Annotated in this window: 21 protein-coding genes; 6 read left to right on the plus strand and 15 right to left on the minus strand. The window is 65.7% G+C overall.

All coding sequences use genetic code 11. From position 1 onward, the window contains the following. Positions 1-33: 33 nt before the first annotated feature. The 6 genes from metX to QYM46_RS09565 all read right to left on the minus strand — a co-directional run bounded on the left by metX (position 34) and on the right by QYM46_RS09565 (position 10,154). A complete protein-coding gene (metX, locus tag QYM46_RS09540) occupies positions 34-1,068 on the minus strand; it encodes a homoserine O-acetyltransferase MetX (RefSeq protein ID WP_432788766.1) in 1,035 nt (344 codons plus the stop codon). A 1-nt stretch (position 1,069) separates the two neighbouring features. Further along, entirely contained in the window at positions 1,070-2,392 is a 1,323-nt protein-coding gene (locus QYM46_RS09545; protein WP_169252293.1) for an O-acetylhomoserine aminocarboxypropyltransferase/cysteine synthase family protein, read from the minus strand. Positions 2,393-2,558: 166 nt separating this feature from the next. Continuing rightward, on the minus strand, positions 2,559-5,978 hold the full coding sequence (locus tag QYM46_RS09550) for an error-prone DNA polymerase (RefSeq protein ID WP_432788768.1): 3,420 nt from the start codon (positions 5,976-5,978) through the stop codon (positions 2,559-2,561). A 47-nt stretch (positions 5,979-6,025) separates the two neighbouring features. Further along, positions 6,026-7,651, minus strand: coding sequence for a DNA polymerase Y family protein (locus QYM46_RS09555; protein WP_432788769.1), 1,626 nt, complete (start codon positions 7,649-7,651; stop codon positions 6,026-6,028). Then, positions 7,641-8,459, minus strand: coding sequence for a DNA recombination/repair protein RecA (locus tag QYM46_RS09560; protein WP_248278866.1), 819 nt, complete (start codon positions 8,457-8,459; stop codon positions 7,641-7,643). The genes QYM46_RS09555 and QYM46_RS09560 overlap by 11 nt, the downstream gene beginning before the upstream one ends. A gap of 39 nt (positions 8,460-8,498) precedes the next feature. Beyond that, positions 8,499-10,154 carry a DUF222 domain-containing protein gene (locus tag QYM46_RS09565; protein ID WP_432788770.1) on the minus strand — a complete coding sequence of 552 codons (1,656 nt, stop codon included), beginning with the start codon at positions 10,152-10,154 and terminating at the stop codon, positions 8,499-8,501. A 247-nt stretch (positions 10,155-10,401) separates the two neighbouring features. Here QYM46_RS09565 and QYM46_RS09570 point away from each other — a divergent pair, with 247 nt between their 5' ends. The 3 genes from QYM46_RS09570 to QYM46_RS09580 are packed head-to-tail and all read left to right on the plus strand — an operon-like array spanning position 10,402 to position 12,443. Further along, positions 10,402-11,070, plus strand: coding sequence for a class I SAM-dependent DNA methyltransferase (locus QYM46_RS09570; protein ID WP_169252297.1), 669 nt, complete (start codon positions 10,402-10,404; stop codon positions 11,068-11,070). A gap of 38 nt (positions 11,071-11,108) precedes the next feature. Continuing rightward, complete coding sequence (locus QYM46_RS09575) at positions 11,109-11,573, plus strand: tRNA (cytidine(34)-2'-O)-methyltransferase (RefSeq protein ID WP_169252298.1); 465 nt, start codon at positions 11,109-11,111, stop codon at positions 11,571-11,573. 45 nt (positions 11,574-11,618) lie between these two features. Next, on the plus strand, positions 11,619-12,443 hold the full coding sequence (locus QYM46_RS09580) for a PfkB family carbohydrate kinase (RefSeq protein WP_432788772.1): 825 nt from the start codon (positions 11,619-11,621) through the stop codon (positions 12,441-12,443). Between the two features lie 152 nt (positions 12,444-12,595). On the opposite strand, the gene QYM46_RS09585 is transcribed toward QYM46_RS09580, so the two are convergent. Further along, complete coding sequence (locus QYM46_RS09585; protein WP_009375892.1) at positions 12,596-12,850, minus strand: type B 50S ribosomal protein L31; 255 nt, start codon at positions 12,848-12,850, stop codon at positions 12,596-12,598. 177 nt (positions 12,851-13,027) lie between these two features. Between QYM46_RS09585 and QYM46_RS09590 the strand changes: the two genes are divergently transcribed. After that, positions 13,028-13,579 carry a YbaK/EbsC family protein gene (locus QYM46_RS09590; protein WP_432788774.1) on the plus strand — a complete coding sequence of 184 codons (552 nt, stop codon included), beginning with the start codon at positions 13,028-13,030 and terminating at the stop codon, positions 13,577-13,579. An 81-nt stretch (positions 13,580-13,660) separates the two neighbouring features. On the opposite strand, the gene QYM46_RS09595 is transcribed toward QYM46_RS09590, so the two are convergent. From QYM46_RS09595 to QYM46_RS09615, 5 genes are read right to left on the minus strand one after another with little or no spacing between them, the layout of a single operon-like run. Beyond that, positions 13,661-14,431 carry a phosphatase gene (locus QYM46_RS09595; protein WP_432788775.1) on the minus strand — a complete coding sequence of 257 codons (771 nt, stop codon included), beginning with the start codon at positions 14,429-14,431 and terminating at the stop codon, positions 13,661-13,663. Between the two features lie 32 nt (positions 14,432-14,463). Beyond that, positions 14,464-15,402 carry a RhuM family protein gene (gene rhuM, locus QYM46_RS09600; protein ID WP_432788776.1) on the minus strand — a complete coding sequence of 313 codons (939 nt, stop codon included), beginning with the start codon at positions 15,400-15,402 and terminating at the stop codon, positions 14,464-14,466. 34 nt (positions 15,403-15,436) lie between these two features. Further along, a complete protein-coding gene (locus QYM46_RS09605) occupies positions 15,437-16,342 on the minus strand; it encodes a TrmH family RNA methyltransferase (RefSeq protein ID WP_432788778.1) in 906 nt (301 codons plus the stop codon). 54 nt (positions 16,343-16,396) lie between these two features. Continuing rightward, positions 16,397-17,233: a sulfite exporter TauE/SafE family protein gene (locus tag QYM46_RS09610; RefSeq protein ID WP_432788780.1), complete on the minus strand. Its 837-nt coding sequence runs from the start codon at positions 17,231-17,233 to the stop codon at positions 16,397-16,399. Between the two features lie 2 nt (positions 17,234-17,235). Continuing rightward, positions 17,236-18,021: an ABC transporter ATP-binding protein gene (locus tag QYM46_RS09615; RefSeq protein ID WP_025778409.1), complete on the minus strand. Its 786-nt coding sequence runs from the start codon at positions 18,019-18,021 to the stop codon at positions 17,236-17,238. Positions 18,022-18,065: 44 nt separating this feature from the next. On the opposite strand from QYM46_RS09615, the gene QYM46_RS09620 reads away from it, so the two are divergent. After that, a complete protein-coding gene (locus QYM46_RS09620) occupies positions 18,066-18,800 on the plus strand; it encodes a hypothetical protein (protein WP_169252303.1) in 735 nt (244 codons plus the stop codon). Next, a complete protein-coding gene (gene serB, locus QYM46_RS09625; RefSeq protein ID WP_169252304.1) occupies positions 18,797-19,474 on the plus strand; it encodes a phosphoserine phosphatase SerB in 678 nt (225 codons plus the stop codon). Before QYM46_RS09620 ends, serB begins: the two co-directional genes overlap by 4 nt. 124 nt (positions 19,475-19,598) lie before the next feature. Here serB and QYM46_RS09630 read toward each other — a convergent pair whose 3' ends face one another. The 3 genes from QYM46_RS09630 to QYM46_RS09640 form a co-directional block, all read right to left on the minus strand. Further along, positions 19,599-20,105 (minus strand): SixA phosphatase family protein, encoded by a 507-nt coding sequence (locus QYM46_RS09630; RefSeq protein WP_169252305.1) that lies wholly within the window; start codon positions 20,103-20,105, stop codon positions 19,599-19,601. 8 nt (positions 20,106-20,113) lie between these two features. Further along, a complete protein-coding gene (gene fabI, locus QYM46_RS09635; protein WP_169252306.1) occupies positions 20,114-20,872 on the minus strand; it encodes an enoyl-ACP reductase FabI in 759 nt (252 codons plus the stop codon). Positions 20,873-21,019: 147 nt separating this feature from the next. Continuing rightward, positions 21,020-21,730, minus strand: a complete 711-nt coding sequence (locus QYM46_RS09640; protein WP_169252307.1) for a beta-ketoacyl-ACP reductase — start codon at positions 21,728-21,730, stop codon at positions 21,020-21,022. Positions 21,731-21,830 lie beyond the last annotated feature (100 nt).

Raw genomic sequence — 21,830 nt, forward strand, 5'->3', positions numbered from 1 at the left:
GCCGGCGAGTCGGCCTCAGTCGGCGAGTCGGCCTCAGTCGGCGAGGAAGTCGGCGAGGACCGCGGAGATCTTCTCGGTCTCGGTGAGGAACCCGTCGTGGCCGACCGGGGAGTCGACGATGTGGTGTCGGACTCTTCCGGGCAGCGCCTCGGCGAGGATGCCCACCTGTTCCGGCGGGAACAGCCGATCCGAGGACACGGAGACCACGAGGTTGTCGGTGCAGGCATCGGCCAGTGCGACCGTGAGGTCGGAGGAGCGGCCGCGTCGCACATCATGGTCGCGCAGGGCTCGCGTGAGCACGATGTAGCTGTGCGGGTCGAACCGAGCGGTGAGCTTCTTGGCCTGGTGGTCCAGGTACGAGGTCACCTCGTAGTAGTCCTCCGAACGCATCCGACGAGAGAAGCGTTCATTGAGGTCGACATCGTTGCGATACGTCAGGTGCGCGATCTGCCGAGCCAAGCCGAGGCCATGACTGGGGAAGCTGCCGACGGCCGAATAGTCTCCGGAATAGTAGTCGGCGTCGAGTTCGATCGCGCGTTCCTGCATCATCGCCCAGGCGATCTGATCGGCTTCGCAGAAGGCCGGTGCGGCGATGACCGCGCATTTGCGGACCTTCCGACTGTCCAACAGAGCGAACTCGAGCGCTCGCGCACCTCCCATCGATCCGCCGATGACGGCGACCCAGGAGTCGATGCCGAGGATCTGGGCGAGATTGTGCTCCAGGCGTGCCATGTCGCGGATCGTCACCCGAGGGAATCGGGATCCGTAGGCCAGGCCGTCATCATAGGACGACTGCGGCCCGGTCGTTCCCGAGCAGCCTCCCAGGGAGTTCGCACACACCACGAAGTACTTGTCGGTGTCGACGGCCTCCCCGGGTCCGACGACACCCGCCCACCATTCGGTGACGCGGGTGTCGCCGGTCAGAGCATGCTCGATGAGGATCGCATTGGACCGGTCGGCGTTGAGAGTGCCGAAGGTCTCATAGGCGATCTCGACCGTGCCGAACGTATGCCCGGAGTCCGTGCCGAAGCCCAGGATCCGCTCGACGGAAGTGCTCTGGGTGGTCATCTCAGGCCGCGGTCTGCGCCTTCGCCGCAGCCGCCGCGAAGCCCTTGTCGAGGTCGCCGATGATGTCGTCGATGCCTTCGATGCCCACGGACAGGCGCACCAGGGCCGGGTTGACTCCGGCGGCCTTCTGGGCTTCCTCGTCGAGCTGCGCGTGCGTGGTCGAGGCCGGGTGGATGACGAGCGAGCGGACGTCGCCGATGTTCGCCACCAGCGAGTGCAGTTCGAGGGCGTCGACGAAGGCCACCGCCGCGTCGTAGCCGCCGGCGATGTCGAAGGCGAGCACCGAACCCACGCCGTTCGGCAGGTATTTCTTCGCCAGACCGTTCCAGGGGCTCGACTCGAGTCCGGCGTAGGCGACGCGGTCGACCTGGCTGTGGGCCTCGAGGTAGGCGGCGACCTTGTTCGCGTTCTCCACGTGGCGTTCGATGCGCAGGCTCAGAGTCTCGATGCCCTGGGCCAGCAGGAATGCGTTCGTGGGGCTGAGCGAGGGCCCGAGGTCGCGCAGTCCCTGCACGCGGGCCTTGAGGCCGAAGGACACGTTGACGCCGAAGGCTCCCTCGGCACCGAGGTCGCGGGCGAAGACGAGTCCGTTGTAGGAAGCGTCGGGTTCGTTGAAGCCGGGGAACTTCTCCGGCGCTGCGCCGTAGTCGAAGTTGCCGCTGTCGACGAGGACTCCGGCGACGGAGTTGCCGTGGCCGCCGAGGTACTTCGTGGCGGAATGGAGGACGACGTCGGCACCGTGTTCGATCGGACGCACGAGGTAGGGGCTGGCGAGGGTGTTGTCGACGAAGAGCGGCACACCGGCATCGTGAGCGATTCCGGCGATCGCCTCGATGTCGAGGATGTCCGAGCGCGGGTTCGACACGACCTCACCGAAGAGGAGCTTCGTGTTGTCTTGGATCGCGTTCTTCCACGCCTCGTGGTCGTCGACGTCGACGAAGGTGGTCTCGATGCCGAGCTTGCGCAGGGTGACGTCGAAGAGGTTGACGGTTCCGCCGTAGAGGCTGGAGCTGGCCACGATGTGGTCACCGGCTCCGGCGACGTTCGTGATCGCGAGGAAGGCCGCAGACTGGCCCGAGGCGGTGAGGACGGCGTGGACGCCGCCCTCGAGATCGGCGATGCGGTTCTCGACGACCTCGTTCGTCGGGTTCGTCAGGCGGCTGTAGACGGGGCCGACGTCGGTCAGCGCAAAGCGTGCTGCGGCGTGGTCGACATCGTTGAACACGAACGAAGTCGTCTGATGGATCGGCAGGGCGCGGGAACCGGTGACCGGGTCGGGTACCTGTCCGGCATGGATCTGGCGGGTTTCGAATGCCTGGGTCATGGTGACTCTCCTGTGTGAGTGCGGTGGCGGTGTTGCCGGTCGATGTGATGTGTCTACTGTCATCGACTTCGCCGGCTTGCACCCGCCTGTGTGTCATGTTGGCGTCATCATGTGTCATGTTTCGTCACACCGTGTCGTGCAGCTGTCACATGTGCAGCGCCGACGATCAGCGGAAGTTACGCGCCTTCGTCGGCAGCTGCACCTCGAGGGGGATGAGTTTGTGCGCGTAGAGGCTGACCACGTCTCCCCCGCGCTGGATGAGCCCGGTGACGACGAGGGCGTTGCGGGAGGTCGCAACCGTACGGAAGCGTTTCATCAGCCCCGCCGTGGCCACCACATTGAGCATCCCGAATTCGTCTTCGAGGTTGATGAAGGTGATGCCCGAGGCGGTCGCCGGGCGCTGCCGATGAGTGACGATCGCGGCCACCGTCATCCGGGTTCCGTCCGCCGCACGCGCCGCATCCGCAGTCGATGAGTATCCGCGGGCGCTCAGCGTCTCGCGCATCATCTGTGTGGGGTAGCCGTCGACGGTGATCCCGGTGGAGAAGAGTTCGGCCAAGGTCACATCGAAGGCGTCCATGGTCGGCAGGGTCGGGGCCGAGTCCACGCTCGCCGTTCCCGGCAGCAGTCCCGGATGAGCACCGGCGACTCCCCCGGCCAGCCACAGCGCCTGCCGTCGGTCGAGGTCGAATCCGGACAGGGCTCCGGCCGTGGCCAGCGATTCCATGGCCCGCTTGCCGATTCCGGTGCGTTCGGCCAGATCCGCCACCGAGGTGAACGGTGCGTTCTCACGTTCGGTCACGATCACCTCGGCGAAGGAGCCGACATGGGCGACCGTGTCCAGTCCCAAGCGGATCCCCAGCTCCCCCGCCGAGGCGGTGCCCCCTTCCCCCGCCTCGGCGACCCGTTCGAGGTCTGTGGCCGCCTGCGACCACCGGATGTCGACGGGCAGGATCGGCACCCCGTGCCGGCGGGCGTCGGCGATGAGCGACTGCGGGGAGTAGAAGCCCATCGGCTGGCTGCGCAGCAGTCCGGCGGTGAAAGCCGCGTGGTGATGGTATTTGAACCAAGCAGACTGATAGACGAGGTTCGCGAAGCTGATGGCATGCGATTCGGGGAACCCGTAGTTCGCGAAGGCCGCGATGGTCGCGAAGATCGCCTCGGCAGTGTCCTCGGCGACCCCGCGAGCCAGGGCACCTGTCCGGAACTTCTCCGCGAGTTCGGCCATCCGCTTCTCAGACCGGCGTGAGCCCATGGCCTGCCGCAGCCGGTCGGCATCGGCCCCGGTGAACCCGCCGACGTCGATGGCCATCTGCATGAGCTGCTCCTGGAACAGCGGCACCCCACAGGTCTTGGCCAGGGACTTTTCCAACAGCGGATGGAGGTATTCGACCTCATCGAAGCCCTGCCTGCGACGGATGTAGGGATGGACGGAGCCGCCCTGGATGGGGCCGGGACGGATGAGCGCGACCTGCACGGCCAGATCGTAGAACGTCTCCGGCCGCAGCCGGGGCAGAGTCGCCAGCTGGGCGCGGGATTCGACCTGGAAGACCCCGACGGCATCGGCACGGCAGAGCATCTCGTAGACGGCTGCGTCGTCGTCATCGATCTCCGCTCGGTCGATGAGGACCCCGGTGTGTCGGTGGACGAGTCCGACCATCTCGTGCAGGGCGGTGAGCATGCCCAGACCGAGCAGGTCGAACTTGACCAGGTCCATGGCCGCGCAGTCGTCCTTGTCCCATTGGACGACGGTGCGGTGGCCCATCGTCGCCTTCTCGATCGGTACGACTTCGCCGATGGCACGGTCGGCCAGGATCATCCCACCGGAGTGGATGCCCAGATGGCGCGGTGAGCCGAGCAGATCCTCGGCGACCTTGAGCACCGGGGCGGGCACCGGGGAGTCCTCGGCATCAGGCAGGCTCGACCACCGGTTGCTCGACTTCGAGAACGCGTCCTGCTGTCCGGGGGCGTAGCCGAGGCTGAAGGCGGCGTCCCGGATGGCCGATTTCGCCCGGTAGGTGATGACATTGGCGACCTGGGCGGCGCGGTCGCGGCCGAAATGGTCGTAGACGTATTGGATGACCTCTTCGCGGCGGCCGGATTCGATGTCGATGTCGATGTCCGGGTACCCCTTGCGGTCCGGGGACAGGAACCGGTCGAAGAGCAGTCCGTGTTTGACGGCGTCGACGGCGGTGATGCCCAGAACGAAGCAGACCGCGGAGTTCGCCGCCGATCCCCGCCCTTGGCAGAAGATGCCCATATGGCGGCAGAATTCGGTGATGTCGAAGACGATGAGGAAGTATCCGCAGAACCCCAGCTGCGCGATCATGTCCATCTCCCGGTCCAGCTGCTCCCAAGCTCGGGGGTTCTCGGCTCTCGTTCCGTAGCGGTGCCGTCCGCGTTCGGCGATGAGGCCGCGCAGATACGTCTCCCCTTCGGTCTCATCGGGCATCGGCGCCTTCGGCAGGTCGGGGCGGGCCGAGGAGAGGACGAAGGAGCAGTCCCGACCGATCCGCACCGCATTGTCCAGAGCCTGCCGAGGGAAGCGTGCGAGCATCTCCTCCCCGGTGTGGATGCGTGCGCTCGCCGTCGCCGGCAGCCACCCGGCCAGTTCATCCAGCGAGAGCCGCGACCGCACCGAGGCCCTCACCTGCGCGGACTTCCATTGGGCGCGGGTGGCGAAGTGGACGGCGTTGCTGGCCATGATCGGCAGTCCCGTCCGCTGGGCCAGATCGCCGAGGTGGCGCAGCCTCTCGTCGTCATCCGGGGTTCCGTCTCGGCTGAGTTCGACGGCGACTCGGTCGGGTCCGAAGAGTGCGGTGAGTTCGCGCAGAGCGCTGAGCCCGCCGTCGTCGTCGCCCAACGCTCGTCGCAGCGGTCCCTTGCGGCAGCCGGTCAGGATCATCCAGTCTCCGTCCTCGGCCGCGAGTTCGTCGAGGTCGAAGAGCGGACGGTTCTTCTCACCGCACAGGTTCGCCTCGGTGATGATCTGAGAGAGCTGGTGGTAGCCCTCGACGCTGCGGGCGAGGACGAGCAGGTGGGTGGCATCGGGGTCGGTCTGGCCGGGGATCTTCTCGGCCAACCCCACGGACAGTTCAGAGCCGAACACGGTGTCCAGCCCCACCTCGGCGGCGGCATGGGCGAAGCGGACGGCTCCGTAGAGTCCGTTGTGGTCGGTCAGCGCCAGGGAGCTCAGCCCGGCGGCGGCACCGGCTGCCACGAGCTCTTCGGGGTCGGAGGCTCCGTCGAGGAAGCTGAACTGGGAATGCACATGCAGCTCCGCCCAGTCCACGCCGCTCTGACGCAGCAGTCCCGGTCCGCTGCCGATCCCCTGAGCGCTGCCGGCGCCTGTCGGCTCCTGATAGCGGCCGCGTCCGTCCGAACCGCCGGGGCCGACCGAGACCTGATAGCGGTCGGGGCGGGAGAACGCCGGGGCATCGGAGCCGTCGGCATGCTTGTCGACAGGCTGTTTTCCTGCCGGGTTCTCGCCAGCAGGCTGTTTGTCCGCCGGGGAGGACGGGATGTCCTTGCCTTCGAGGCGGCGCGCCAGCTTCGACCACGGTGTGCGCGGGTTCGAGAATCCCATCGGGACCTCCTCCTCTCAGTTGGGGTCGTTGGTCAGCAGGTTGCCCGTCAGCGGTAACGGCCGGTGAGGTACCACTGACCGTGCTCTTTGCTCAGCAGAAGGGCACGGCCGGCATCGGTGACCACCTGCAGCCGGGTCCGGTAGACGGCTCGGTTCGGATCCCACCACCCGGATTCGATGGGCCAGGAACCGGAGTAGTCGGCGATGGCCTCGGTCTGCCCGGTGGGGAATCTGATCGTCGCCGGCACCGCCCCCAGCCCCGAGGGGCGCGCCTCCACCGGTGAGCCGTCCGCGGCGAGCACGTCGACGGCGGAATGTTCGACGGTCGTCGGACGCGGTGCGTGCAGGGCCCCGGGCCAGGGTGCGGCAGAGCTGCGTTCGGGGACGGCCGCCTGCTGCCACGGGGTCCACAGGTTCGTCTCTGCCGGGTCCCACCCGCCCTGGAGGCCCGGAACCAGGACGGCATCGGGACCGAACAGCCCCTGCAGACGCTCGAGCGTATGGGTGATCTGCCCGGTGTTCTCGTCGAACAGACTGCGCGTGACACCGATCGGGGTGGTCAGTTCGGCTGCGATGAGACGCAGCGCGATGATGCCGTCGTCGGAGAAGTCCTCGGCATCGGGAGCCGGCTCGTCGACGATGTCGAGTTCCTGCGGGTCGGGCTGTGGCGTGCGGGGATCCTGTCCCGGACGAGAACCCCGGCCCACTCCTGCCAGCCAGCCTTCGGCCTGCCACCGCAGACGGTCGGCGATCGCGTTCTCCTGCATGTCCTCGATCCGCCAGGTCCGGGACGAGGACTGGCCGGCCGCGGCATCGAGCTCGATCGTGATCTGGGTGCAGACCAGCCCCTGTCTGCGCACCTTGGCCAGCAGATCGGCACCGAGCTGGCGGGCGAGGAAGCCGAGGGTGTCACTGCGGGTCGTCGGGGCATCGAGATCGAGTTCGACGTCGAGCTGTTCGCCGCGGACATGATCGGCGAGCGGGGCTCCTGCCTGCCCGGAGGCCAGGTCGTGCAGATGTCGACCGAAGGCGCCGAAGCGTGCGTTCACGTCTGTGGTCTTCAGGCGGGCGAGGTCACCGAGGGTGCGCAGCCCCAGCTGCCAGAAGACCTCGATCAGCGCGGTCGCCTCGGCGCCGGCGTATTCCAGGGTGGTGATCGGCTGGGCGGAGAGGAAGTCCTCGGTCTGCCCGGGTTCGACCCGGCGCGCCTGCCCGGCGGCGAGGACCGCGGCGAAGACGGTGTCGGCGATTCCGGGGAAGAACTCCCACCCGGTGTCATCGACGAGAGCCGAGACCAGTGTCTCGACGGCATCGGCTTCGTCGGTGTAGCCGTGTCTGAGCGAGTCAAGAGGGAGAGCCAATGTTCCCGGGCTGAGCAGGGTGAACCGGGCGACGAGGTTGTCGAGGGCACCGACCCCGGCACTGAAATGTCGGTTGTCCGCCTCTTCGTCCCAGACCGCGACGTGGGCTTCCGGACAGCGGTATCCCACGGCGCGTTTGTTGTTTCCGGCGGTGATGCCGGCGGAACGGGCCGGAGCATTGGCGGCGATGACCTTGCCGGCATGGAGGACCGCGACAGGACGGCCCGGTGCGATGTCGTGTTCGACCGCTGCGGCCACCGCCGGCCAGTCGGGCACGGTGAGCACGAGGGTGCGGCCGGACTCATCCGACATGGCTGATCACCTGCCGCAGCTGTGTGATCGTCGACCACCGAGGATCGTCGGCTGTATCCGTGCCCGGATCTGTGCCCATGTCCGGATCTGTGTCCGGGCTTGTGGCCGGGACAGTGCGTGCTTCGGCTGCAGCGTTCGCAGTCCCCGCGGGGACGCCGCCTGTCACGACTTCCAGCGTCCCTGCGGGGACGCTGGCGGGAGTTCCCGACGGCCCGGGCAGCAGGAACCGGTGGCTTCCCGTCTGCGACCGGGCACGTACGAGGCAGGACTGCAGGCGTCCGCGGCCGTGTTCGGCACCCGACCAGCGGGTGTCGGTGATCTCGATCTGCTCTGTGCTGCCGGACACGGGACGGAGGCTGATGAGGCTCATCCGTCGTTCGCGGATCTTCGCCAGGAGTCGGGCCCGTTCCGAAGCGCTCGGGGCGAAGCCGGGGTCGACGAGGATGATGTCGAAGGATTCGATGAGGATCGAAGCCACTCGCAGCCAGTCCTCGCCGGGGGTCGCGAGGTTGACGAAATGGTCGAGGTCGACGCCGAGGTCGGCGATCGAGGACACGGCCGGTTCGCCGAGCCCGATGCCGGCGCACCACTTCTGCTCCCGGGTCGCCGCAGCGATCGCCGCCAGGCCGCAGCTCAGCGACAGCTCACCGGTGACGGTGACGAGTTCGCCGCGCGGCAGACCGCCGCGCCGGAACAGCGGAGAGAGCACAGGATCCACCGGATGGGGTGGGATCTTATCGAACAGCGCCGCAGCCGTGGAGACCCCCGTCTCCCGACTGAGCTGTTCGATGACCGGTGCTGCTGACATGACATCCATTATCGAACTGGTGTTCTAAATTGGCAAGATTCAGACAACAGCTCTGCCCTCCCGGGCGTGTCGCCATTCGGCTTCGAACATCCATGCGATACAGAGGCCGAGGTCAAAGCCGTAACCGCCGCCGACGGTGCCGGGATCGGCCGCTTTCGTGATCTTCTTGACCTCGGCGACGCGAACCGCGGTATTGAACATCATCCGCCCCCTCACCCGACTTTCCAGAGGAAGCAGCTGGGAACCGTCGGGCATGTAGAAGGCAAAGGCAGCGGGACCGCGCATCGCTCCGGCGAAGTCCGCTCCGGTGCGTTCGATGCGCAGCTGGTATTTGTGCACCACGGTGTGATGTCGGCGACAGAGCAGGATGAGATTGTCCATATCGGTCCTCCCACCCTGCGACCAGGGGCGGATATGGTGGGCATCGCATCGCCTGCGGGCTCGGCAGCCGGGGAATTGGCAGCAGACATCACGCACACTCAGCGCCATTCGCTGTCGTCTGCTCACCAGACGCTTCGAGCGCCCGAGCATGAGGACGTCGCCTCCGGCATCCTTGATCGCCCCGCTGATCAGCGCCTCACAGCTCAGGCGCTCCGCCGTCGCCGCGGTGATGCCGCCGAACCCTTCGATCCGGCAGGTCGTATCCGCCCGTCCGCCCGACGTCCCCGCGGGGACGCTTCCCTCGGCTCCTCCCGCACGGTCTGACCCAATCCCCTCTTCCGCCGGACCGTCCGATTCGCCTTTCGTCCCCGCGGGGACGCCTGCGTCGGCCGCTGGTCTTGCGGGGATACTGAGCAGAGGTGGCTTGAACGCGGGCGCGGCTTCCACCGTGGCTCCGCTGCGAGTGATCACCTCGGCGGAGGCATGGACGAGCAGTCGGGCACGATCGGCGTCGATCGAACCCGCGGGTTCGGCACGGGGGAAGGCGTGGATGATCTCCATCAGGCACATGACCTGGGAGACCGGCTCATAAGGAGCCTCGTCCACTGTGCCGCCTTCGCCCGCAGCCCCCTCCTCATCGGAACCACCGTCATGGACGGGACGCTCGAGAACCTGGCGGGCGGCGTCGAGCATCGCGGCGATCTCTGCGGCATCGTCTTCCTCGAGTTCGATCGTGATCCGGGTCCGACCGGGTGCCACCTGACGCATGTTCACACTGTCCTCAGCCAGGTACAGCGGGAACGGGCCGTTGTCGATCTTGTCGGCCAGCTGCTGGTAGTTCTGCGAGATCCGGCTGATCTGGCTGCCGGTGGCAAGGGTGGCCAGACGCAGCGCCTCATCGTCGCCGATCCGCTCCCCCAGTCGGGTCACTTCCCTCACCTTTGAGAAGCTGACATCACCGCCCGCCAGACTCTTCTTCACCTTCGGCATCTCCCGCAGCGCCCTCATCACGCGCACATACTCGCGAGCCGTGTGCATGCTCACCGACGCCACATGCATCACCCACTCGGTCAGGGTCTTCACACCGACCCATTCCGCCCACAGTCCCCGCCTCTCGACCTCGTCGATGAGGGTGATGACGCGAGCGTGGCAGAAGGAGATGCATGAGATGTTGCGCCGGATATCCGTCACGATCTGCTCACAGGTGAGGGTGCTGGGGTCCACATCGGCGTCAGCCCCTCCATAGTCCTTCGGATCGACACTCAGCCCTGCGAGGTCGGCCGCCTCCGCTGCAATCGGCTCATCGTCTCTCATGGTGCTCCCCTCCCGCGGCCCGTCGGCCCTCCGGTCCGGCGATCCCCATGACCACCAACCGTGCCTCCACTCTAGGGCTCGGCACTGACACGAGAATTCGAGCGAAGGCAATCTTCAGAAATGAATCACCGCTGAGATTCGATTGAGTTTCGTTTCTGCAGGTGACCAAGCCTAACCACATGTGTCCCGAAGACTGCCGAACTGGCTCTTGCCTGCCGTGTCAGCGCCGACGGGTAGGGTGACGGTCATGACTGACGAAGCCCGCACCCGCGAAGCGGCCACGCGTGATTCCTATGATGCGATCGCCCGAACCTACACGGACTGGGTCGCCGACGAGCTCACTGCGAAACCTCATGACCGAGCCGTGCTCGGGGCGTTCTCCGAGCTCGTCCTCGGCACCGGCTCAGCGGAGGTCCTCGATATAGGCTGCGGGCCCGGTCGCATCACTACGTTCCTCGGCGCCCTTGGGCTGGAACCGCGCGGACTCGACCTCTCCCCTGCCATGATCGAACTCGCGAAGGGCCTCTATCCGACCCATCAGTTCGACGTCGGGTCGATGACCGCTCTGCCCTATGCTGATGTGTCCTTCTCCGGTCTCGTCGCCTGGTACTCGACCATCCACGTCCCCGGGGATGCGCTTGCCCTCGCCTTCGCCGAGGCGGCCCGTGTCCTGCGTCCGGGAGGCTGGTTCCAGCTGGCGTTTCAGCTCGGCGACCGGGTCGATCACTTCTCCGATCTCGCCGGCTTCGACGTCGACCTCGACTTCCACCGCCGTTCGATCGATGACGTTCTCACCGCCCTCGAACCGCATGGTTTCACCCCTGCCGCCCGTCTCGAACGAGAACCCGACCGGGCCGGCCGCTTCCCGGAGGCGACCAGGCAGGGCTACCTCCTCGTCCGCCGGGACAGCCGATGAGGTCCTTCCCTGGAAAGAGGTGAGAAGATGAGAGGGATATGAATATCGACATCGTCTTCCACACTCCCGAGATCCCCGGCAACACCGGAAATGCCATCCGGCTCGCCGCGGTCACCGGAGCCCATCTCCATCTCGTCGAGCCCCTCGGCTTCGACCTCTCCGACGCGAAGCTGCGCCGAGCCGGTCTCGACTATCACGACCTCGCCCATGTCACCGTCCATCCATCGATCGACGTGCTCTGGAGCCACCTCGGTGAGCGTCGGGTGATCGCGTTCAGCACGCATACGGACAATTCCTTCGCCGAGGTGGAGTACCAAGACGGAGACGTCCTCCTCTTCGGACGCGAGTCGACGGGACTGCCCGACGAGGTCGTCACCGACGACCATGTCGATATGACGGTGCGGATCCCGATGCTGCCGGCACGCCGTTCGCTCAACCTGGCGAATTCGGCATCCATCGCCATCTACGAAGCCTGGCGCCAGCACGGCTACACGGGCGCCTGAACCCGCGTAGAATTCTTCGCGAACGCTTTACCTGAAAGGACCACTATGACCGCAAAGGTGCTCACCGTCGCCGGATCCGATGTCTCCGGAGGAGCCGGACTCGAAGCCGATCTGAAGATGTTCGACGAATACGGTGCCTTCGGCACTGCCGTTGTCACCTGCATCGTCACTTTCGATCCCAATGACGGATTCGCCCACGTCCTCGAGTTCATCGAACCCGAGGTCGTCAACCGCCAGCTCGAATCGACGCTGGCTGTGCACGAATTCACCGCCATCAAGTCCGGAATGCTCGGCTCCGTCGACTCGGCACTGGTCCTCGCCGAAGAGCTCAAGACCAATGATCTGCCGTACGTCTTCGATCCTGTGCTCGTATGCAAGGGCGCAGGCACCATGGTCGATCTCAAGGATCTCTTCGTCGAGAACCTCGTGCCCGTGGCCACCGTCGTCACCCCGAATCTCGAAGAGGCCGCCACTCTGGCCGGGGTCGACCCCATCGACTCCGTCGAGGGCATGATCGAGGCAGCGAAGATCATCCATGGGCAGGGTGCGAAGAACGTCGTCGTCAAGGGCGGGGCGCGCCTCGCCGGGGACGATGCCATCGACATCCTCTTCGACGGTGAGACCGTGACGACTCTGCGCTCGCGCAAGGTCAATGACAAGCTCGTCAACGGGGCAGGCTGCTCGTTCGCCTCCTCGATCGCGGCGGGCATCGCCACCGGTCTGGACATCAAGGACGCCGTCGTCTCCGCCAAGGAGAAGGTCGCACACGGAATCGCGAACTGCCTCGACAATGCCACCGGAGTCGCCTCGCTCTACCACCCGGCGGCACGGGTGAGCCCCTCCTCCGAGGTCTCAGTCACCGTCGACTGATCACCGGTGCTTCGGTTGCGTCCCCGCGAGGACGCACCCAGTCACAGTCGGGACGTCGCATCAGAGTCAGTCGACCTGCAGACAGCAGATTGCCCCGCACACCGATTCGGTGTGCGGGGCAATCTGTATGAAGCAGTTGGAAACTCCCGAGATCAGCGCTTGCCGAAGCCCTTGTAGCGGTCCTTGAACTTCTCCACGCGGCCGGCGGAGTCGAGGATGCGCTGCTTGCCCGTGTAGAACGGGTGCGAAGCGGACGAGATCTCGACGTCGATCACGGGGTAGGTGTTGCCGTCTTCCCACTCGATGGTCTTGTCGCTCTTAGCGGTGGAGCGGGTGAGGAACTTGGTGCCGGAAGCCAGATCGTTGAACACGATCGGTGCGTATTCCGGGTGGATGTCCTTCTTCATTTTCTTACCTCTGCTGAATTCTTTCAGGCGCCTGATATGAGTTGAACTCATCTGCCAGTGCCCGAATTCGTCTGCTGGACACGCTCCGAACCGTAGGAACCGGACACGGAGCGACAATCGATTCTAACTGATGGGCCCGGACAAAGCGATTCGACACGGATCTCCTAAACTGTGGCCATGACCACGAAACAGCGCCTCTCCGCTCAGTTCACTCTCCAGCCCGCCGCCACTGCTCCGGAGCTCATGGCCGAATCGACGGCCGCCGCCCTGCCGACGGTCTCCGGCGAGGTCGACGTCTTCGCCATCGATCCCCAGATCGCAGACACCGCGGCTCTCCTCGATGCCACGGATCTGCCCCCGGCCACCTCGGCGAACTGCGTCCTCGTCGCCGGTTCACGGGGCGGTGAGGAGCGCATCGCCGCGTGCATGGTGCTCGCGAACACCCGCGCCGATGTCAACAAGCGGGTCAAGAAGCTCCTCGACGTCCGCAAGGCCTCGTTCCTTCCGCTCGAGCGGGCCGTGGACGAATCCGGGATGGAGTACGGCGGCATCGGGCCGATCGGCCTGCCGGAGAACTACCGAGTGCTCATCGATTCCCGCGTCGCCGCGGCCGAGGAGCTCATCATCGGTTCCGGCATCCGCGGTTCCAAGCTGATTCTCTCCGGTTCCGCACTCTCGTCTCTGCCCGGCGCCGAGGTGATCGAGGACCTGGCCACCGAGATCGGCTGACCGAGTCGCTCGGTCCGGCATCGACAGTCGGTCCAGCACCGCCTGTCGGTCCGATGCTCCCCGTCTGCCGAGCGCCGTCGGTCAGCTCAGTCCCGCACGCTCGATGACGTAGTCGATGAGTGGGGCGTAGAGGTTCGGGACGACGTCGTCGTCGAGCGGGATGGTCGCTTCGATCTGACCCTGCGCCTCGGCGACGAAGAGCGCCGGATCGTTGCAGTCGGCGTAGCCGATGGTCCGCAATCCCCTGCTCGACGCGGCTCCGGCCCACCCGTGGTCGGCAACGACGAGGTCTGGGGCGATGCCGCCGCGGGCGGCGAAATCATCGAGCAGCGCATGCATCGGTTCGGCCAGGTGCGTGTGCGGGCTGCCGCCATGCTGGTGCCAAGTCCACACATTGTTGATCTGGCGGACGTCGCCACCGATCTCCGGGACCGGAATGAAGTGGTCACGGACGTCGATGACCGCGCCCGCGTCCTTCGCCGCGTCGGCAATCGCCATATGGACGGGCAGCAGGCCCGCCGGGTGCCCGGTGGCGAAGAGGATCCGACCTCCTGACCGTGTGACCTCACCGACAGCCTCGGCGAGCTTCTCCAGAGCGATGATGCAGGCGTCGGTGGAGATCGTGTCCACGCCTTCGACGAACTGGGGATCGAGCCGCAGGCCGCAGCGCTCGACCATGAGCGCGAACACCGAGTCATAGTCCCATTCGCGGGTGAGTTCGACACCGAAGTCGAACTGCCGCTCCTGGTCGAGGAACCGGTGGATGTGCGAGAGGTTGTTCTCCCTGGGGGTGGCGACCTCGCCGGTGATCCGTCCGACTTCAAGAGCAAGGGCTAGGGTGCTGCGGTCCATCGGCGTTCGCTCGCTTTCGACTGTGCTTCTGGTCAATATGTCTCCGGGACGATCATACGAATGATGAGAGCAATCATCAGATCCTTCTCTGCGGGATCGCTCATTGCGACCAGCAACGTGATGGCTGCGAGAGCGTTGTTGGCGACGAGCTGATGCCCGTCGTGACCGATCAGCGCATTGTTGTGATCGAGGAAGGTGACGAACAGAGCGGCCGCGCAGCGTTTGTTGCCATCGGAAAGTGGATGGTCCTTGACGACGAAGTAGAGCAGATTCGCGGCCTTTTCCTCAACGGTGGGGTACAGTTCGTGGTCACCGAAGCCTTGGTAGATCGCCCCGATGACACCCTCCAGTCCGTCACCGCGCTCAATTCCGAAGAACTGATCTTTAGGAAACCTCTGGGCCAGACGTCTGATGATGTCACGTGCACCTTCCAACGTCAGCGACCAGTCCGGCGACGTATTGGGCGAAGCAACGATGCTGCCCTCATCGAAGTCGCGCAGGATCGAGAAGCTCGGTAAATAGGTCGAAAGCACATCTGCTACTCCCGACACCAGTTCGTCATCTGACCGCGCCAGAACGGACACGATCGTGCCGATCTCAGACAGCCTTCGTTCATTGACCGCGGCGCCATCGATCGCATATCGCCGGAGTACGTCGTTCGCCCATTTCCGAAAGCGCACTCCCTCGGCCGACTTCACCCGATATCCGACAGAGAGCACGAGGTCGAGGTCGTAGTGTTCGATCTGGTAGGTCTTACCGTCCGAAGCAGTTGTCGCAAATTTTGCGACAACTGGAAGGCCGGCTAGTTCTTCGCGCTGGGCATTCACGATGTGCTTGCCGATCGTCTTGATGTCTCGACCGAACAGCTCTGCCAGCTGTTTCCGCGTCAGCCACACAGAGCCCTTTGCAGTGCGGACATCCAACCGGACTCCGCCGTCTTCAGTTCGAAAGATTTCCACCGACTCACTCATGATGACACCGTAGCCTGAGGCACTGACTCAGCCGTCACTCTTCCTGCAGGGCGAAGCAGGTGACCGCCGAGGCGGCCGCTACGTTGAGGGAGTCGACTCCCCCGCTCATGGGGATCATCACGGTCGAGTCGCAGGCGGCGATCGTCGATCGCTTCAGTCCGTCGCCTTCGGTGCCGAAGACGACAGCGGTGCGCTCGGGTGCGGTGGCGGCGAACTCGCGCAGGCTCACCGAATCATCATCAAGCGCCAGAGCCGCCACATGGAATCCGGCGTCCTGGAGCTCGGCGATCCCGCCTGGCCAGGACTCGACGCGGGTCCACGGGACTTGGAAGACCGTGCCCATCGACACGCGGATCGACCGGCGGTAGAGCGGATCGGCACAGCGCGGGGTCACGAGCACGGCATCGGCGCCGAACGCGGCCGCAGACCGGAAGATGGCGCCGACGTTCGTATGGTCGACGATGTCCTCGATGACGACGAGGCGCCTGGCGTCGGCGATCAGTGAGGCGACCGGGGCAAGGACAGGTCGGGCCATCGCGGCCAGCGCCCCTCGGTGGAGGTGGAATCCGGTCAGTGTTTCGACAGCGGAATCCGTGCCGATGAAGATCGGCACATCGCTTTCAGAGATGATGTCGGCTAAGTCGAACAGCCATTTCGGGCTGGTCAGGAATGACCGGGGCGACATTCCGACAGCATGACCGCGACGGATGATCTTCGAGGATTCGGCGATGAACAGCCCCTCGGCGGGTTCACGCACGCTGCGCAGGGCGACATCGGTCAGCTGCGTGTAGTCACGCATGCCCTCGAGACGCCCGTGCAGGGCAGCGTTGGAATCATCGCCTTGGCTCTCAGCAGCCAGGTCCGCCTCGTCGAAGAAGCGCAGACGCTCGACGGCGATCCCGAGCTCAGCGGACCGATCGATGACCTGCTGGCGGGTCATGGGTGCCTTGGCCGGAGTGTTCACAGCGTGCTCCCGTTCACAACGCACTTCCGTTCACAGTGTGAGGATCCTCCAGATCGCCACGAGGCCGAGGGCCACGATGACGGTGCGCAGCAGCACGGGTGAGAACTTCCGCCCGATACGGGCCCCGAAGTACCCGCCGACGAGGGAGCCGATGGCGATGCAGATGACGGCGATCCAGTTGATGCGGTCGTGGCCGACGATGATGTACGTGCTCGCCGAAACCGTATTGACGACGAGGACGAGGACGTTCTTCAGCCCATTGAGTCGCTGTAGATCGTCGGGCAGGAGCAGACCGAGCAGGGCGATGAGGATGATGCCCTGGGCGGCGGCGAAGTAACCGCCGTAGATTGCGGTGAGGAAGACGACGGTGAGCACGGCGATGTACCGGCCGGTGGACAGGCGATCCCCCGCCGAGGCGGCCCGATGTTCGACCCCGGCGGCCTCGGCACGGCGCAGGGACCGGCTCTTCAGGTAGCGGGAGAGATACGGCTGCCCGACGACCATGATCAAGGCCACGACAAGGAGGACCGGCACGATCGTCTCGAAAGCATCCTCGGGCAGGTGCAGCAGCAGATACGCCCCGGTCAGCGACCCGAGCAGAGAGGCGGGAACGAATCCGAGGATCCGCTTCCACTGTCCGCGCAGCTCTTCACGGTATCCGAACGACGAAGCGATGTTGCCGGGAATGAGCCCGACTGCGTTGCTCATCGTCGACACCACCGGCGGCACTCCGAAGGCGACGAGCGCCGGGAAGGTGATGAGCGTTCCGGAGCCGACGACGGCGTTGATGCCACCTGCCGCGATTCCGGCGACGATGACCAGGAGGATCTGCCACGGTTCGAGGCTCAGGTTCGCCAGGAACTCCATGCTCAGAGGGCGGAACGTGCGTGGTAGCGCTGACCGTCCCGGGTGAGCTTGACGTCGATGCCGAAGGTCGCCGCAAGGTTCTCCGCCGTCAGGGTCTCCTCGATCGGACCGGCGGCCAGATCGGTGCCTTCGGACAGCAGCAGCACGTGCGTGATGCCCTCCGGGATCTCCTCGACATGATGGGTGACCATGATCGTGGCCGGCGCCCACTTCGACGACAGAATCTCCGAGAGCGCACCGAGCAGCTCCTCACGCCCACCGAAATCGAGTCCGGACGCCGGCTCGTCGAGCAGCAGCAGCTCCGGGTCGGTCATGAGTGCACGCGCGATCTGCACACGCTTGCGCTCGCCCTCGGACAGCGTGCCGAAGGTGCGATCAGCCAAGTGCGTGATGTGGAACGCGGCCAGCAGATCGCGGGCGCGGTCGATGTCGTCCTGCTCGTACTCCTCCACCCAACGTCCGGTGACGCCGTAGGCGGCGGTGAGCACGGTGTCGAGGACCGCTTCGGAACTGGGAATGCGGTTGGCCAGAATCGTCGAGGCATAGCCGATGCGCGGCCGCAGTTCGAACACGTCGACGCGCCCCAGCTGCTCCTCGAGGATGCTGACCGTCCCCTTTGTCGGATGCATGCGACCGGCCGCGAGTTCGAGCAGGGTCGTCTTGCCCGCACCGTTGGGTCCGAGCACCGCCCAGTGCTCGCCTTCGGCGACGGTCAGCGAGAAATCGTCGAGGAGGAAATTGGTCCCCCGGCGCACGGACACAGAATCCAGATTCAGGACTTCACTCATATCCTCAGACTCTATCGCAGACGGGCCGTCTATCCTGGTTCGACATGGACCTGACGACCGACTCACTGCTGCTGACCCTGGCACTCAACCACCGACTGCGCTCGACCCTGCCCCCTGACGAGGTGACCTCTGCCTTCCTCGACGATGATCGTGATGTTCCTCTCATCGTCTCCGATGAGGTCTTCGACTCGTCCGTGCCCACCGGGCTTCTGCTCTTCATCGCCGAGGCGGCCGCCGCCGGAATCACTCATGCGCGCTTGGCGCTCCACCACCCATCCCTGCCGCATACGACGCCCCCGGTCGATCGCGCCGCCCGAACGAAGGTCGGACGCCACACCGCCCCCGTCATCCTCCACCGCGGTGACGAGCAGGCGGCGATCGCCCTCATCGGCGCCGAAGCGAACGTGGAGATCCTCGCCTGTGCGCCCACCGTCTTCCGCCCCGTCTCGGTCGGAACCGCTCCGGAGGCGCTGCGGCGGCTGCGCCTGCTGGTGATGGAGGGCCTGCGCCTCATCGAGACCATCGACGTCCCCGAGGACTGGCGGCAGGGACCGTGGCGGGATTGGCAGGAGGAGCTGTCGACGATGCATCCGATCTCCCGACTCATCCCCACCGAGGCGGATTCCCGAGCGATCTACGCCGCCCTCGACATCCACCACCGGATGCGCAGCGTGCTCGCCCCTGCGACGGTCGCCCCACCCGAGTTCGGTGCACTGCTGTCTCAGCTGCACCCCGCCGCCGCGGACTACATCATGGCGGTGGCTACGATGAAGGGGTGAATGAGACGCCTGAGGCCACAGCCTCCCAGATCCCCGTCCAACTGCTCGTCATGGACGTCGATTCGACGTTCATCAACGAAGAGGTCATCGACCTCATCGCCGCCCATGCCGGGGTCGGAGACCAGGTCGCCGACATCACCGAACGCGCCATGGCCGGTGAGCTCGACTTCGCCGAATCCCTGGCCGAACGGGTCGCCCTGCTCACCGGGCTGCCGGAGACCGTGCTCGATGAGGTGCGGGAGCAGATCACCCTCACCGAGGGAGCCGCCGACCTGGTCTCGGCCGTGCACGCCTCAGGTGGCCAGGTGGCGCTGGTGTCGGGCGGCTTCACCGCCATCATCGCTCCCGTCGCCGCACAGTTGGGCATCACCGACGTCTTCGCCAACGGACTCGACATCCATGACGGGCTGCTGACCGGGCGGACCAACGGCCGTGTCATCGACCCGAGCGCCAAGGCCGAGATCTTCGAGGATCTGCTCGCTGCCGGCGGATACGATCGTGCCGCCTCGGTGGCGGTCGGGGACGGCGCCAATGACATCGGCATGATCGAGGCCGCTGGTCTCGGAGTCGCCTTCTGTGCGAAGCCGGCTCTCGTCGCCGCAGCGGACGCGTCCGTGGAGACACGTGACCTGCGTGCCGTGATCGACCTTGTCGCTGCCCGTGCAGACGTGTGAACGATCCCGCCGAGGGTGTGGCACCGGTGCCATCGGCCGCTGACTGACCGAAGACGCCTGTGGCGCTGACGAATCTTTCGTCAGCGCCACAGGCGTCTGAGATCGCGTCGTTCAGGCGGAGCGTTCAGACTCCGTGGAAGACCCGGATCTGCGGGGCAGGAAAGTGCCCCGGCTCCACGTCCCAGCTCTCGAGGTCGAAGACCGCGATCGAGGAGGGACGGAACGTATCGGGAACCCCGCCTTCCGGATTGAGGTGGCCGACCACCTCGGCGACGGTGGGCTGGTGGCCCACGATATACGCGCACTGCGCATCCGCGGGGATCGAATTGATCGCATCCAGCCAGTCGTCGACGGACCCGGCGTAGAGCGAGGGATCCTCACTCAGGGTCAGCTCACCCGGTTCGTCGAGGTTACCTCCATGAGCGCGGTTGACCGCTTCGACAACGGCCTGACCGGTCTGCACGGTGCGCCTGGCCGCCGAGGCGATGGCCACATCGGGTGACCAGCGCTCGGCGATCTCGGCTCCGGCTTCGACGGCCTGAGCCAGGCCCTTGGCATCCAGGGACCGTTCGAAGTCGGTGGGACCATGCGCTTCCGCCTTGGCGTGGCGGGCGAGGATGAGCACAGGCATGGGATGTCTCAGGCTCCGGTGGAGTGGAATCCGCCGTCGACGTGGATCATCTCGCCGGTGGTGGCGGGGAACCAGTCGGAGAGCAGAGCGACGATGGCCTTGCCGGCAGGGGTGGTGTCCGTCTGATCCCAGCCCAGGGGTGCGCGGTCGCCCCACATGTCTTCGAGCGTTCCGAAACCGGGGATGGAGGTGGCGGCGGTGGTCTTCAGCGGTCCGGCCGAGACGAGGTTGACGCGCACGCCGTCTTCGCCGACGTACTTGGCGAGGTAGCGGGCGGTCGATTCGAAGGCGGCCTTGGCCACACCCATCCAGTCGTAGACAGGCCAGGAGATGGTCGCATCGAAGGTCAGCCCGACGATTCCGGCGCCCTTGTTGAGCACGGGCTTCGCGGCCACGGCGATGGCCTTGAGCGAGTAGGCGGAGACGTGGATGGCCGCGGACACGGAGTCCCACGGGGTGTCGAGGAAGACTCCGCCGAGGGCGTCCTTCGGTGCGAAGGCGATGGCGTGGACGATTCCGTCGATGTTGCCGCCGAGGCGCTCGGGCAGGGCGTTCAGATCCTCTTCGTTCGTGGCGTCGAGTTCGATGACCTGCGGGGTCTGCGGCAGACGTTCGGCGATCACCTGAGTGATCTTCATCTGACGGCCGAAGCTCGAGAGGATGACCTCGGCTCCCTGCTCCTGTGCGATGCGAGCAGCGGCGAAGGCGATCGAAGCCTCGGTGAGCACGCCGGTGACGAGAATGCGCTTTCCGTCAAGAATTCCCATGGTGGTCCTTTCGAAAGGAAGGTGGTTGCGTGTGCATGACGCCGCTTCGGGCGGTGTCTCTGTATCGAAGTCTACGGGCTGTGGCCCGGCGGGGCCGCATCGTCTGCGGCCCAGGATCCGGTTGTGACCGGCCCAGCACCGTCTGGGTCAGTGGCCCATTCCCAGTCCGCCGTCGACGGGGATGACGGCACCGGAGATGTACGCGGCTTCATCGGAGGCCACCCAGCGGACGACCTTGGCGACCTCGTCGGCCTCGGCGAAGCGTTTGGCCGGAATCGTCGACAGGTACTCTGATCGCTGCTTCTCGCTGAGCTCATCGGTCATATCCGTGCGGATGAAGCCGGGGGCGACGACATTCGCGGTGATTCCGCGGGAGCCGACCTCGCGGGTGATGGAGCGGGCGAAGCCGACGAGACCGGCCTTCGACGCCGAGTAGTTCGCCTGGCCGGGGACGCCGTAGAGTCCCGACACCGACGAGATGAGGACGATGCGGCCCCTCTTCGCGCGGATCATCCCGGTGATTCCGCGCTTGACGGTGCGGAAGGCACCGGTGAGATTCGTGTCGATGACGGATTCGAATTCGTCATCGTTCATCCGCATGAGCAGATTGTCGGCGGTGATTCCGGCATTGGCCACGACGACCTCGACGGGGCCGAGCTTCTCCTCGATCTCGGTGAACGCCCGATCGATCGATTCGCTGTCGGTGACATCGGCGGCCACGGCAAGAGCACCCTCCGGGGCCTGACCGTTGCGGGAGGTGACGGCCACCTTGTCCCCTTGGGCGAGGAACTCCTCGGCGATGGTGCGGCCGATTCCGCGATTGCCGCCGGTGACGAGGACTGTGCGTGGTTCTGACACGTGGGTCTCCTGTTGATCGACTGTGTTCTTCACATCTGTCGTGGACAAACCTATCCTGTTCTTCGGCCGATGGATACGACTCTCACAAAGGACGAGTATC

Origin of the sequence: Brevibacterium sp. K11IcPPYGO002 (genome assembly GCF_050920635.1) — a bacterium.
Classification (GTDB): Bacteria; Actinomycetota; Actinomycetes; order Actinomycetales; family Brevibacteriaceae; genus Brevibacterium.